Origin of the sequence: Flavobacterium sp. ACAM 123, from assembly GCF_000264055.1 — a bacterium.
Taxonomy (GTDB): Bacteria; Bacteroidota; Bacteroidia; order Flavobacteriales; family Flavobacteriaceae; genus Flavobacterium.
Window position 1 is genome coordinate 1 of sequence record NZ_AJXL01000096.1, and the last position, 14,639, is coordinate 14,639.

The 14,639-nt window shown below is 34.0% G+C and carries 13 protein-coding genes; 9 read left to right on the forward strand and 4 right to left on the reverse strand.

The window, feature by feature from the left end; genetic code table 11:
- Positions 1-22: 22 nt before the first annotated feature.
- A complete protein-coding gene (gene fabF, locus A3SG_RS0114545; protein ID WP_016990741.1) occupies positions 23-1,276 on the reverse strand; it encodes a beta-ketoacyl-ACP synthase II in 1,254 nt (417 codons plus the stop codon).
- Between the two features lie 179 nt (positions 1,277-1,455).
- The gene (locus A3SG_RS0114550) at positions 1,456-1,692 is read right to left on the reverse strand and encodes an acyl carrier protein (protein ID WP_007137004.1); all 237 of its coding nucleotides are present in this window, start codon (positions 1,690-1,692) and stop codon (positions 1,456-1,458) included.
- A gap of 177 nt (positions 1,693-1,869) precedes the next feature.
- Between A3SG_RS0114550 and purN the strand changes: the two genes are divergently transcribed.
- From purN to A3SG_RS0114570, 4 genes are all read left to right on the forward strand, one after another.
- The gene (purN, locus tag A3SG_RS0114555; protein ID WP_016990742.1) at positions 1,870-2,430 is read left to right on the forward strand and encodes a phosphoribosylglycinamide formyltransferase; all 561 of its coding nucleotides are present in this window, start codon (positions 1,870-1,872) and stop codon (positions 2,428-2,430) included.
- Between the two features lie 49 nt (positions 2,431-2,479).
- Positions 2,480-2,965, forward strand: coding sequence for a ribonuclease HI (rnhA, locus tag A3SG_RS0114560; RefSeq protein ID WP_016990743.1), 486 nt, complete (start codon positions 2,480-2,482; stop codon positions 2,963-2,965).
- A gap of 75 nt (positions 2,966-3,040) precedes the next feature.
- Positions 3,041-3,964 carry a PfkB family carbohydrate kinase gene (locus A3SG_RS0114565; protein ID WP_016990744.1) on the forward strand — a complete coding sequence of 308 codons (924 nt, stop codon included), beginning with the start codon at positions 3,041-3,043 and terminating at the stop codon, positions 3,962-3,964.
- A 101-nt stretch (positions 3,965-4,065) separates the two neighbouring features.
- Positions 4,066-5,964 (forward strand): amidophosphoribosyltransferase, encoded by a 1,899-nt coding sequence (locus tag A3SG_RS0114570; protein ID WP_016990745.1) that lies wholly within the window; start codon positions 4,066-4,068, stop codon positions 5,962-5,964.
- Positions 5,965-6,948: 984 nt separating this feature from the next.
- Here the strand turns inward: A3SG_RS0114570 and A3SG_RS0114580 are convergent.
- Together A3SG_RS0114580 and A3SG_RS0114585 are read right to left on the reverse strand one after the other, a co-directional pair.
- On the reverse strand, positions 6,949-7,557 hold the full coding sequence (locus tag A3SG_RS0114580; RefSeq protein WP_016990746.1) for a superoxide dismutase: 609 nt from the start codon (positions 7,555-7,557) through the stop codon (positions 6,949-6,951).
- A gap of 204 nt (positions 7,558-7,761) precedes the next feature.
- Complete coding sequence (locus A3SG_RS0114585) at positions 7,762-8,382, reverse strand: ComF family protein (RefSeq protein ID WP_016990747.1); 621 nt, start codon at positions 8,380-8,382, stop codon at positions 7,762-7,764.
- 157 nt (positions 8,383-8,539) lie between these two features.
- On the opposite strand from A3SG_RS0114585, the gene A3SG_RS0114590 reads away from it, so the two are divergent.
- The 5 genes from A3SG_RS0114590 (at position 8,540) to A3SG_RS0114610 (ending at position 14,612) form a co-directional block, all read left to right on the forward strand.
- The gene (locus A3SG_RS0114590) at positions 8,540-10,081 is read left to right on the forward strand and encodes a glycine--tRNA ligase (RefSeq protein ID WP_016990748.1); all 1,542 of its coding nucleotides are present in this window, start codon (positions 8,540-8,542) and stop codon (positions 10,079-10,081) included.
- A 352-nt stretch (positions 10,082-10,433) separates the two neighbouring features.
- On the forward strand, positions 10,434-11,246 hold the full coding sequence (locus tag A3SG_RS0114595) for a LytR/AlgR family response regulator transcription factor (RefSeq protein ID WP_016990749.1): 813 nt from the start codon (positions 10,434-10,436) through the stop codon (positions 11,244-11,246).
- A 178-nt stretch (positions 11,247-11,424) separates the two neighbouring features.
- Complete coding sequence (locus A3SG_RS0114600) at positions 11,425-11,775, forward strand: hypothetical protein (protein ID WP_016990750.1); 351 nt, start codon at positions 11,425-11,427, stop codon at positions 11,773-11,775.
- 168 nt (positions 11,776-11,943) lie between these two features.
- Positions 11,944-13,917, forward strand: a complete 1,974-nt coding sequence (locus A3SG_RS0114605) for a tetratricopeptide repeat-containing sensor histidine kinase (protein WP_157485489.1) — start codon at positions 11,944-11,946, stop codon at positions 13,915-13,917.
- A gap of 2 nt (positions 13,918-13,919) precedes the next feature.
- Positions 13,920-14,612, forward strand: coding sequence for a response regulator (locus tag A3SG_RS0114610; RefSeq protein ID WP_016990752.1), 693 nt, complete (start codon positions 13,920-13,922; stop codon positions 14,610-14,612).
- The last annotated feature ends 27 nt before the right edge of the window (positions 14,613-14,639 follow it).

The window sequence follows — 14,639 nt, forward strand, 5'->3', positions numbered from 1 at the left end:
TTTTTTATTATATTCATTTAGATTACAAGTCTAATTTTTTAACTAATACACAAGCGTTATGTCCACCAAAGCCAAAAGTATTGCTCATCACAACATTCATTTCTCTTTTCTGTGCAACATTAAAAGTGAAGTTTAGTTTAGGGTCAATATTTTCATCATCTGTAAAATGATTTATTGTTGGAGGAACTATTCCGTATTTCATAGATAGAATAGAGGAGATAGTTTCTACAGCCCCAGCAGCACCCAAAAGGTGGCCCGTCATCGACTTTGTTGAATTTAAGCTCATCTTGTAGGCGTGTTCACCAAATACATGTGTGATCGCTTTCGATTCAGCTAAATCTCCTAAGGGAGTCGAAGTACCATGCATGTTAACACCGTCAACATCAGTGGGTTGTAATCCCGCATCTCTCAAACAGTTTAACATTACGTTTTTTGCGCCTAAACCATCAGGATGTGGTGCTGTAATGTGATAGGCATCGGCTGACATTCCGCCACCACCGATTTCGCAATAAATAGTTGCACCACGAGCGATTGCGTGCTCGTACTCTTCAAGAATTAATGCTCCTGCTCCTTCTCCTAAAACAAAGCCGTCTCTGTCTTTATCCATAGGTCTTGAAGCCGTTTTGTGATCGTCATTTCTTGTGGAAAGTGCGTGCATGGCATTGAATCCACCCATACCAGCTATTGTTACTGCAGCTTCAGAACCGCCAGTTACCATAACATCTGCATGTCCTAATCTTATATAATTGAATGCGTCAATAATTGCATTTGTAGACGAAGCACAAGCGGAAACAGTTGCAAAATTAGGGCCTCTGAAACCGTATTTTATTGAAATATGACCACAAGCGATATCCGAAATCATTTTTGGAATAAAGAACGGGTTGAATTTTGGCGTACCGTCACCAGCAGCGAAGTTTAACATTTCTATTTGAAAAGTTTCCAATCCACCGATACCTGATCCCCAAATTACACCTGCTCGATCTTTATCGAGTGTCTCAAAATCGAATCCAGCGTCAGTCACAGCTTCTTCCGATGCAACCATGGCATATTGTGCATAGCGGTCCATTTTTCTGGCTTCCTTTCTATCTAAATAATCTTCAGCATTAAAGTTCTTTAATTCGCATGCAAAATGAGTTCTAAATTTAGCAGGATCAAAATAAGTTATAGGAGCAGCCCCACTAACACCGTTAATAAGAGCATTCCAATATTCTTGAACATTATTTCCAATAGGAGTAAGAGCTCCTAAACCCGTCACAACAACTCGCTTTAATACCATAACGTATATATTTTGTTATCTTTAAACAAATAAAACCCATGCTTTCTTTACTGTATTATTATTACACAAGAGCCATGGGTATTACAATAAATATCTTTTGATTGAAAATCAATCTTAAATTTAATTTCAAAAAAAATAATAACACCCGCATACACTATGGTAAGCGGGTGTTTAAATTATTATTTTTTAGCTTCTTCGATATAAGAAATAGCTTGACCAACGGTAGCAATGTTTTCTGCTTGATCATCTGGAATTTGAATGTCGAATTCTTTTTCGAATTCCATAATAAGCTCAACAGTGTCTAATGAATCAGCCCCTAAATCATTAGTGAAGCTTGCTTCTGTTACAACTTCGTTTTCGTCAACACCTAATTTGTCTACGATAATCGCTTTTACTCTTGATGCAATGTCTGACATAATCTTTAATTTTAGAATTTAATTTGTTGGCAAAAATAAAAAACTTTATTTTAAAACAACGAATAAGTTGATAAATGTATCAACTAAATTATAAAATAAATTTTAACAAAGACTTCCTAATGTTATTTATTTTCTATTTTTTATTCCTTTTTTTGCCTATTCTAAATTACGTGGGTTATGAAAAAAATAGTTGTTTTTGCTTCCGGATCGGGTACTAATGCTGAAAATATTATAAAGTATTTTGTCGGAAGTGAATCCGGAACAGTAGTGGCAGTTTTTACAAACAATCCAACTGCCAAGGTAATTGAACGTGCAAAAAATCATGAAATACAAATAGAGGTTTTTTCGAAAGAAGAACTAATTGAAGGGGAAGTATTACATAAAATAAATAGAATTAAACCGGATTTGATTGTTCTTGCTGGATTTTTGTTGAAATTCCCTCAAAATATTATTGTTTCCTATCCCAATAAAATTATAAATATACACCCTGCTTTACTGCCTAAATATGGTGGAAAAGGGATGTATGGCATGAATGTTCATAAAGCAATTGTTGAGAATAAGGAAAAGGAAACTGGGATAAGCATTCATTATGTAAATGAAAATTATGATGAAGGTGGGGTTGTTTTTCAAAAAAAAGTAACATTGACGGGAAGCGAAACGCCAGAAGATATAGCCGAAAGAATCCATGAATTAGAGCGAGAATTTTTTCCTAAGGTAATCGCTGGATTACTAGAGTAGGTATTCAAATTTTCATTGCTAAATATTGCACAAATCTATTTTATCTCTAATGAATTACGACGTACATATATACACAGACGGCGCTGCCAAAGGAAACCCCGGTAAAGGAGGGTATGGAGTAGTGATGGAGAGCGTGAAAATGGGTAAAACCTATAGTAAAGAGTTTTTTGAAGGCTTTAGGTTAACCACTAATAATAGGATGGAGCTGTTAGCGGTAATTGTAGGTTTAGAAAAATTAAAGAATGCAAATACAAGAGTACTTGTCGTTTCGGACTCTAAGTATGTGGTTGATTCTGTATTGAAGAAATGGGTCTTTGGTTGGGAGAAAAAACGATTTGTAGATCGGAAAAATGCTGATTTATGGAAGCGTCTTTTGTTGACTTATAGAAAGCATCAAGTCGATTTTAAATGGATAAAAGGACACAATAATCATCCACAGAACGAACGATGTGATGTGCTGGCTGTTATGGCCGCACAATCTACACCGTTGTCTATAGATGCTTTTTATGAGAAGGAGGAAGGGAAACTTTTATGAAAACTTTCCGACTCTGAACCGTTGCAATAGTGTAACTTATGAACTACCTTTGCGCTTTAATTCCAAACTCATAAAATGAACAAATTATTGATTGTCGGAACAGTTGCTTTCGACGCAATTGAAACTCCTTTTGGTAAAACAGATAAGATTTTAGGTGGGGCAGGAACCTATATAGGCCTTTCTGCTGCTTTTTTTAACTTGCAATCGGCTATAGTTTCTGTAGTGGGCGATGACTTTCCACAAGAATATTTGGATTTACTCGTGGAAAGAAATATTGATATTTCTGGTCTTGAAGTAGTTAAAGGAGGAAAAACATTCTTTTGGAGCGGTCGCTATCACAACGATTTAAATTCAAGAGACACCTTAGATACGCAATTAAATGTCTTGGCTGATTTCCAGCCTAAAGTTCCAGAGAACTACAAGAGTGCTGATGTAGTGATGCTTGGGAACTTGCATCCAATAGTGCAAAGTAGTGTTTTAGACCAAATGGAAACGAAACCAAAATTAGTGGTTCTAGACACCATGAATTTCTGGATGGATTGTGCATTGCCAGAATTGCTTGACGTAATTAAACGTGTAGATGTAATTACAATTAATGATGAGGAAGCAAGACAACTTTCAGGAGAGTACTCTTTGGTCAAAGCAGCGGCTAAAATTCAAGCAATGGGTCCAAAATATGTTGTGATTAAAAAAGGAGAGCATGGGGCTTTATTATTTCATGATCTTCAGGTTTTCTTTGCACCCGCTTTACCATTAGAAGAGGTTTTTGATCCAACAGGAGCTGGAGATACTTTCGCTGGTGGTTTTGCAGGATTTATTACACAGAGTGAAAACGTGTCATTCGAAAATATGAAAAATGCTACTATCTATGGTTCTAACTTAGCTTCTTTTTGCGTCGAGAAATTTGGAACAGAAAGAATGATTACTTTAGATAAGAAGGAAGTAGTGTCAAGGTTGAAACAGTTCAAATCTTTAATGCAATTTGATATAGAATTATAATGTCTTAAAGCCTCGGAAACGAGGCTTTTTTGATTATTAGTCTTACAAGCTATTTGTAAGAACTTATTTTAGGAAATAAAAACACAACAAACTACAACACGATGAGCGATGCTTTACAACATGAATGTGGGATAGCCTTAGTTAGACTACTTAAACCGCTTGAATTTTACAAAGAGAAATACGGAACTGCTTTCTACGGAATACAGAAAATGTATCTCCTAATGGAAAAACAACACAACCGTGGACAAGATGGTGCTGGTTTTGCAAGTATAAAACTTGATGTTGAGCCGGGGGAAAGATATATTAGCCGAGTGCGATCTAATCATGCTCAACCAATCCAAGATGTTTTTGCTCAGATAAATGACAGAGTAAACGAGGAGATGGCCGCACATCCTGAATATGCAGATAACGTGGCGCTTCAAAAAGCAAATATTCCATACATCGGCGAATTGTTTTTAGGGCATGTGCGTTACGGAACGTTTGGGAAAAATAGCATCGAGAGTGTCCATCCTTTTTTGCGTCAGAATAACTGGATGCACAGGAATCTGATACTAGCTGGAAATTTTAACATGACGAATGTAAAGGAACTTTTTCAAAGTCTTGTTGAGTTAGGTCAACATCCAAAAGAGATGGCGGATACGGTGACTATAATGGAAAAAATAGGTCATTTTCTCGATGATGAAGTGACCGATCTATACCAAGAATGTAAAAATGACGGTTTAACGAAAAGAGAAGCCTCTCCGGTTATTGCAGAAAAATTAGATGTGGCAAAAATATTAACCAGAGCGTCAAAAAACTTAGATGGTGGTTATGCGATGGCAGGACTTCTTGGACATGGTGATGCATTTGTTTTTAGAGACCCTGCGGGGATACGTCCCGCTTATTTTTATCAGGATGATGAAGTGGTTGTAGTAGCTTCTGAAAGGCCAGTTATTCAAACTGTTTTTAATGTTCCTTTTGAAGCGGTACATGAAATAGATCGTGGAAAAGCGTTAATAATTAAGAAAAACGGAATTGTTTCGATGGAAGAAATTCTTCCTCCTACGGTTAAGAAAGCTTGCTCTTTTGAAAGAATTTATTTTTCCAGAGGAAGTGATGCTGAAATATATCAAGAAAGAAAAAACTTAGGAAGATTAATTTTGCCAGCAGTTCTTAACGCGATAGAACAAGATACTGATAACACTGTTTTTTCCTATATTCCAAATACGGCTGAGACTTCGTTTTACGGTTTAGTTGAAGCAGCTCAGGATTTTTTAAACCAAAGAAAGAAAAATTACATTCTTGAAAATAGAGATAACTTAACAACGGATTCTTTAGAAGAAGTACTTTCAGTGAAGATTCGCACCGAAAAAGTAGCGATTAAAGATGCTAAACTAAGAACATTTATTACTGAAGACAGTAGTAGGGATGATTTAGTAGCGCACATATACGATGTGACATATGGGGTTATTAAACCAACGGATAATTTAGTGATCATTGATGATAGCATTGTAAGAGGAACAACATTGAAAATGAGTATCATCAAAATGATGGATCGTTTAAATCCTAAAAGGATTGTTGTCGTTTCATCTGCGCCACAAATAAGGTTTCCTGACTGTTATGGTATCGATATGGCAAAACTGGAAGGTTTAGTAGCCTTTAGAGCAGCTTTAGAATTGCTTAAAGAAAGAAATTTATATCATATTGTTGATGAAGTTTATTTAAAATGTAAATCGCAGGAAAACTACAAGGACCAGGACGTATTAAATTATGTTACGGCCATTTATGAGCCATTCCAGCCACAGGAGGTTTCAGATAAAATTGCAGAAATGTTGAGCTCGCCAGAGATCAAGGCGGAAGTAAAAATTATATTTCAAACAGTTGAAGATTTACATATCGCCTGTCCAAAAAACTTAGGAGATTGGTATTTTACAGGAGACTATCCTACACCGGGTGGTAATAGAGTAGTGAATAGAGCCTTTATGAATTTCTATGAAGGAAAAGATGCGAGAGCATATTAAAAGGACATAAAGTGTATTTCAACCTATTTACAGGTCGTTCATCTAAATTTTTTGTGAACATCGTTCACTTGGTTTAAATTTGGAGCACCATAAAATTAGTAGGTTAAGTTTATGGTAGATTTGGGGCAAAAAAGGTGGAAGCAATTCCACCTTTTTTATTGGACTAAAATAGAGATAGAAAAAGCAATGAATTTCATAAATTGACAATCATTGCTTTTTTATTTAGTACAGAAGGGAAAAATAGCTCACAATTGCTGACCCAGATCCGAAACAGTATGTGTTTAGTATCGATCTCTCTGTGAAATTTATTATTTGTTAACTTGTCGTTTTTATAGGTTGTTCATCTAAAATGTTTGTCAACTTTTATAGTTTGCCATAAATTTAATTTACCATAAAATTACTAGGTTAAGTTGATGGTAGATTTGGGACAAAAAAGGTGGAAGCAATTCCACCTTTTTTAATTATTGATGTAGGATTGTAAAAATCCTTCTATTTTGGTTATCCGTATTCAAAACATTCTGTATTTGGTACGCTTGTTTTTTTTAATTAAGAGTTTAAAATACTTTAAATCAGTAGTTTATCGATTTTATAGGTTGTTTGCCTTAAATAATTTTATCTAGTTATTTTTTGACTTAAATTTATATCACCATAAAATTAGTAGGTTAAGTTTATGGTAGATTTGGGGCAAAAAAGGTGGAAGCAATTCCGCCTTTTTTATTGGAATAAAGGGAAGAGAAATGAAGTTTGAGGTTATATCGATTTTATATTCAATATACTCCAATTACATTGTATTATTTTATATCACACCGGCATTATATCAAAACGATTTGGGCTAAAACACTAATTCGTTTGGTATTAGAGTAAAAAAACATAAAAAAAGTTCGGATGAACTATATAGCTCATCCGACTTTTTTATTTCTAAAGTTCTCATTAACGTCGGTTAAACAGTTTATACTTCCCAACGCTAACTTCTACCCGTTTTTATTATTTTTCAGATGCAAATCTTCGAGACACTTCTGTCCAGTTAATTACATTAAAGAAAGCTTCAATATAATCAGGTCTTCTGTTTTGATAATGCAAATAATAAGCATGTTCCCAAACGTCCATTCCTAAAATTGGAGTTCCACCACATCCTATTCCTGGCATTAATGGATTGTCTTGATTTGGAGTTCCACAAACATCTAGTTTTCCGCCTTTGTGAACACAAAGCCAAGCCCAACCTGATCCAAACTGTGTTGCTCCCGCTTTGCTGAATTTTGCTTTAAACTCTTCAAAAGTTCCAAAAGCACTTTCAATTGCAGTTAGTAAATCTCCCGTTGGAAGTCCGCCTCCATTTGGACTCATTACATTCCAAAAAAGAGTATGATTGTAAAATCCACCACCATTGTTACGAACGGCAGTATTCTTCATGTCAAGATTAATCAAAATATTTTCGATTGTCTTTCCTTCCATATCCGTCCCTGCTGCTGCTGCATTAAGGTTAGTAGTATAGGCATTGTGGTGCTTCGAGTGATGAATTTCCATCGTACGTGCATCAATATAAGGTTCTAATGCGTCATACGCATAAGGTAATTGAGGTAATTCAAAAGCCATGATATATTTGTTTAAAGATTTATAAATGTTATTCAAATTTAAACATTTAACTTTGAAATCGGAAATTCTATTTAGTTATTATAAGATTAATTTAATTGATAGTGCTATTTTTCCTTAGGGTTATTAATCTTAAAGCTGCTTTAAATGGGACAGTTTTTAAAATAGTATTGATTTAAGAATAGTGCGGTGATTAAATGGAAAATATTAAGACTGTGCCATCGCCATGCATACAATACTAACTTTCGCGCCGGGAATTTTCATTAAAGCTCTGGAACAGGCCTCTAATGTGGCCCCTGTCGTGATGACATCGTCAACAAGTATGTAGTGTTTATTATGATCTTTTTCATTAAAGGAAACGTCAAAAATGAGATTAATTTTTTCGCTTCGGTCTAATAAACTTTTTTGGGATTGTGTTTTTGAATAAACAGTCCGAAACAAAAGGGAGTCGTTATAGGGTATACCGAATTCCGCCGAAAGTGCCACCCCAAAAGTGGTTACTTGATTATACCCCCTTTCTCTAAACTTTTTTTTATGCAAGGGAACCGGGATAATCATATCTGCTGTTTTGAGGATTGTTTTTTCTTTCAAATCTTCTGCATACCATTTGCCTATAACAGATCCTATTTCTTCATGCCCTTTATATTTTAATTTATGAATGAGTTCTTGCACGATTCCTTTTTTATGAAAATAAAGAAATGCAGAGGCATATTCTAGCGGAATTCGGCCATAAAATTTCTTAAAAGCTTCATTTTCGGGAGTTATATGGTGATTTGTTAAAGGAATATGATGCCGGCACACCGTGCATATTACTTTTTCATTCTTCATTAAAAACGAGTTACAGCCAGCGCATACGGGAGGAAAGAATAGGTTTAAAAGGTATTTTAACATTTAATTACTGATTTATTTATAAAAATATGAAAATCAATGCTTCAAACTTCCTCTATATCTCTTTTTTTAAGTTCGCTTTTTATATTTTTGCATTATGGCAAAACAAGAAGACATATTTAAGAATGTAATTTCGCATGCAAAAGAGTACGGATTTATTTTTCCGTCAAGCGAAATATACGATGGTTTAAGTGCAGTTTATGATTATGCACAAAATGGAGTAGAATTAAAAAAGAATATACGAGAATATTGGTGGAAATCAATGGTTCAAATGAACGATAACATTGTTGGTCTCGACGCATCTATCTTGATGCATCCTACCACCTGGAAAGCATCGGGACACGTGGATGCTTTTAATGATCCATTAATTGACAATAAAGATTCTAAAAGAAGATATAGAGCTGATGTTCTGATTGAAGATTATGCTGAAAAGCTCAATATTAAAGCAATCAAAGAAGTCGAAAAAGCAAAAACTCGTTTCGGCGATGCTTTCAACGAGCAGGAATTTGTAACTACAAATCCTAGGGTGATGGAATACAAAGCCAGAGAAAGAGAAATTCTAGAGCGTTTAGGACGTTCTTTAGGAAACGAAGATTTAGAAGATGTAAAAGCATTAATTGAAGAGTTAGAAATAGCCTGTCCTGAGTCAGGATCCCGAAATTGGACAGAGGTTAGACAGTTTAATTTGATGTTTGGCACAAAATTAGGTGCATCCGCAGATACCGCAATGGATTTGTATTTGCGTCCTGAAACCGCTCAAGGTATTTTTGTAAACTTCTTGAATGTGCAAAAATCAGGCAGAATGAAAGTTCCTTTTGGAATTGCTCAAACCGGGAAAGCATTTAGAAATGAAATTGTAGCGAGACAGTTTATCTTTCGTATGCGCGAATTTGAACAAATGGAAATGCAGTTTTTTGTTCGTCCAGGAGATGAAATGAAGCACTATGAATACTGGAAAGAAACGCGATTGAAATGGCATTTATCTCTAGGTTTAGGGCGTGAAAATTATCGTTTTCACGATCATGAAAAACTAGCGCATTATGCTAATGCAGCAGCTGATATAGAGTTCAATTTTCCTTTTGGATTCAAAGAGTTAGAGGGAATTCACTCTCGTACTGATTTTGATTTAAAAGCGCATGAAAAATTCTCAGGTAGAAAACTACAGTATTTTGATGCTGAATTGAATCAAAATTATGTTCCTTATGTGGTGGAGACATCTGTTGGATTAGACAGAATGTTCTTGGCTGTTTTTGCAACTTCTTTAAAAGAGGAAACTTTAGAAGATGGATCAAGTAGAACAGTCTTGAAATTACCGTCGGTATTAGCGCCTACAAAAGCAGTAGTTTTGCCGTTGGTTAAAAAAGATGGTTTACCTGAAATAGCGCATAAAATCGTTGAAGACTTAAAATGGGATTTCAATGTAGGATATGATGAGAAAGATGCAGTAGGTCGTCGTTATAGAAGACAAGATGCATTAGGGACTCCATTTTGTATTACAGTGGATCATCAAACGATAGAAGATCAAACCGTGACGATTCGTCACCGCGATACCATGAAGCAAGACCGAGTTAAAATTTTAGACCTGAACGCTATTATCGAAAACGAGGTGTCAATGAAGAACTGGTTGATGAAAATGTAATAACCTCCATTCTGATATATCAAAAGGCTTTCCAAATTGGAAGGCCTTTTGTTTTTTGGGGTTGTTAAATCCGCATAGTGTTTAAAATGAGGGGTTTTGTATCTATGGCGATAGTGTAGTTAGTCGGATTTATGTGTCTTTAGTCTTAAACTATAAACATTTGTTAACAACATATGAACATATTACTTTAATGCTGAGTGAAACCTGTATTTTTATTTTGTTAAATAACAATAGATAATTGGTTTTTTATTTATGATGTTTCCCAAAACTACCATAGATGTTAATTTCTTTTTGGAGCGTAAACTGCTTTAAGCGCTTAATAATATGCCTAACAATTTAGGAAGAGCTATAGATGAACTATTCGTACATTATTATTGACGATGATCAAGAAAGTGTTTTGAAAACAAGAGCCATGGCTGATAGTTTTTCGGAGCTTGCCTTCATAGCTTCTGCAAATAATTATGAAGAAGGGCTAAATCTTATATTAGAACATACTCCCCAATTAATCTTTCTTGAGATTGACCCTTCGAATAAAAAAAGCAACTTATCATTGATGCTTATCAATGAATTACACCGATACCTGAAAGTAATACCTAAAATTATTGTTACCACTTCTAAGAAGGATTTGGCATACGAAGCAATCCAATATGAGGTCTCCAATTATATTTTAAAGCCTTTGGCTCGTATAGATTTTATAAAGGCCGTATTAAAGTTGAAAAAATCGGAGGGTGAAAATGTAGCTACTTTAACTAACCCCCATGTTCTTGAGGAAAGGCCAGCGGTCATGGTACAGCATTTAGCGTCCGCTATCGAGGAGCCACTTATATTGTGTATAAAATCATATGGTGACCACAGATATATTGATGCCAGAGATATTTGTTACTTGCAAGCGGATAATAATTCGACAGACATACACCTAAATGGTGGTGAAATGATCACTGCTTTCAAAACATTGAAACATTTTGAGGGTGTCTTGTTGTATCCCTTTGTGCGGATTCATAACAGTTATATTGTTAATTCGCGATACATTTCCAGGATCCACACCGGAAATGCAGTATGTTATATTAAAAATACTACGTCGAAAATCCCTTTTTCTAAGTCTTATAAGGTTAATATTGATCTTATAATTTCCGAAATTTCAAACGGAAATTACTTAGAGATCTAAAAATACCCATCTACCACGATTTGATGTTCATTCACTATCAGATGATTGCATTCTACCATTTAACCTTTTTTTTGTAAGAAAATAACAAAGATGCTATCTACTTTTACATTGTACTGACGCTTAAATAGCATGTCATATATAATGTAAACACAAAAAATAACATAAAAAAATTCCTATTATGAAAAAAGCAATGGTAACAATCAGTTTATTCTCTTTAGTAATGATCTTAACTTCTTTTACTACTCCAGAGACAAATAGTATTATCGGTGGAAACGCTGCAGGTGGAAATATGAAAATGGATATCATAGGCGGAAATGCTGCAGGTGGGAACATGAAAATGGATATCATCGGTGGAAACGCTGCAGGTGGAAATATGAAAATGGATATTATTGGCGGAAACGCTGCAGGTGGAAATATGAAAATGGATATCATTGGCGGAAACGCTGCAGGTGGTAACATGAAAATGGATATCATTGGTGGAAATGCTGCGGGTGGAAATATGAAAATGGCTAAAAGTTATAAATTTTAATATTATATGAAGGCTATCAATTATTTGATAGCTTTTTTTTATGCCAATTGTTTTTATTTTACTATTTTTGATAAAATTCATAATCAATAATTGAAAGTTAAACGAAATATATATTTAGGATTGCTACTTCTGTTTGTTTTTTTTGGTTGTTCCAAGAAAAACGAACAAATGAGTTATATTAAATCTTCTGAAGACAGTTTGTCTTCATATTTTACTTTAGCTAACGACTTGTTACTATCAAGAGAAAAGAGATTACATTATAATCAAAAAGCTTATGATATTGTAATTAATAATGAAAATGATTCCTTAAATAGAGTTAATCTTTTTAAAGTTGCTAATAGGTTTTACAATATTAATGATTGGAATAAATATAGTAAAACTGTTTATTTGGTTTTAGAAAAATCAGAAATAGCTAATGATTCCTTAAGTAAAGCTAAAGCGTATACTTATCTCGGAGATTATTATGTTTCTCAATCAGTTCCCGATAGTGCTTTTATGTTTTATGATAGAGCTGAAAAAGGATATGAAAGTCTTGAAGATAAATTTAATCTTAGTAAAACTATAATTAATAAAGCTACTCTACAATTTCATGCAGGTGATTTTTCAGAAACTGAAAAAGCGGTTTTTAGCGTATTGCGAATTATCAAAGGAGAAAAACAATTCAATAGTATTTATTATGATGCCTATAACCTTTTAGGTATTACCTATTGTGAGCAGGGAGAATTTGAGAATGGAATTATTTATCATAATAAAGCACTCTCAGTAATTGATGATGAAATAATATATCCTGAATTTCAATCAAGAGCTACCTCTTATAATAATATAGGGTTTTTATATTTGAACGCAAAAAAATTTCAACTAGCAAAAAACTATTTTAAAAAAGGATTGGAGCAGAGTGATTTGAGTATTCAAAAGCCTTTTGTCTATGCATTGTTGTTGGATAATTTGGCTTATTCAAAATTTAAACTCAATGAAAAAGATGGGCTTCCAGATATGTTTTTTCAATCTCTTAAGTTTAAAGACAGCTTGAAATTAACTAGTGGTGTATTTGTTAATAAAATCCATTTGTCAGAATATTTTGCATCAAAAATGGATACTTTAAATGCATTAAAATATTCTAATGAAGCCCTGTTGTTAGCTAAGTCAACTGATGTTTCTAGAGATGTTTTAGTAGCATTAAAGCAATTAGCAATTATCGAACCCAAAAAGGCAGCGGTTTATAATAGGGAATATATTCAAATTAATGAAGATCTACAGAAGACAGAACGCAGTATGGGCGAAAAATTCTCTCGGATTGAGTATGAAACAGATCAAATTAAAGGAGAAAACATCGATTTAACCATTCAAAACAGAAATTTAGTATATATTTTAGGCCTTGTAACTATCTTAGGCTTATTTATCTATATTATTAAAGCCCAGAAAACTAAGAACCGGGTGCTTTTATACAAGCAACAGCAGCAAAAAGCCAACGAGGATATTTATAGTTTAATGATTTCCCAGCAAACTACAATGGACATCATACGAGTAAAGGAGAAAAAAAGGGTAGCCCAAGAGCTACATGATGGCGTTTTAGGTAGAATGTTTGGTGTTCGCATGAATTTAGATGGCTTAAATGGGTTTCAGGACGAAATGGCTGTCAATCAAAGAATTAGTTATTTATCGGAATTAAAGAACATAGAACAGGATATTCGTGAAATTTCACATGATTTAAATAGGGAAAAATCAGAATTAATTAATAACTTCGTCGCTATCGTTGACAATCTATTTGAAGAGCAGAGGAAGACTTTTCGTACTAAGTTGATTTCAAATATTGACAGTACTATAAAATGGGATGCGTTAGTGAATTCTGTGAAGATTAATTTGTACCGAATCATGCAAGAATCGCTTCAAAATAGTAATAAATATTCCAATGCAAATACTGTTAAAATAGAATTGAAGAAAAAAGAGGACAATCTGGTTCTCGTAATTAGTGATGACGGCATAGGATTTAATACAAGAGTAAAAAAGAAGGGTATTGGGATTCAAAATATGATCTCTCGAACAAAAGAGTGCCATGGCGAATTTCACGTGAACTCAAAAAAAGGAGAAGGTACAACTATCACCATTATCGTCCCAATAGAACAAAAACTAATACTTACATAGAAATGACAATGGAATCGGCTACCCCAACCACTATAAAGAACAATATACTAATTGTAGATGATCACCCTTTTATTATACAAGGATATAAAAATGCAATTACAAGATACAATCCCAAGAGTCATGAGTTTGCTATAATGGAAGCTAAAGATTGTGAATCAGCCTATAATTTAATTACAGATCCTGAATCGGTAGTTTTTGATATTGCTTTTCTAGACATAAGCATGCCGCCTTATGAGGAAAAAAGTATTTATTCCGGTGAAGATTTGGCGAAATTGATTTTAGAGTATATGCCAAATTGTAAAATCATATTACTTACGATGTTCACGGAGTTTTTAAAGATAAAGACCATCATAAAAAATATAAATCCTAATGGATTAGTTATAAAAAATGATTTGACATTTGACGAGCTCTTATTCGCCTTCGATAAAGTGATAAAAGACGAAACATATTACAGTCAATCGGTTATTAAAATGTTGGAGTCGCAAGAGCATAGTGTTGAAATTGATTTGTTTGATAAACAAATCTTGTTCCATTTATCAAAAGGAACTAAATGTAAAGACATAACGCAATATATTCCCATATCGTTAAATGCGATTGAAGTACGAAAGTTAAATCTTAAGGAATTGTTGAAAGTAATTGATGGAAGTGATATAGACTTGGTTCGTGAAGCAAGAAATATAGGGTTGTTATTTTAACGGTCCGCGACGTATAAAAAAAACGGC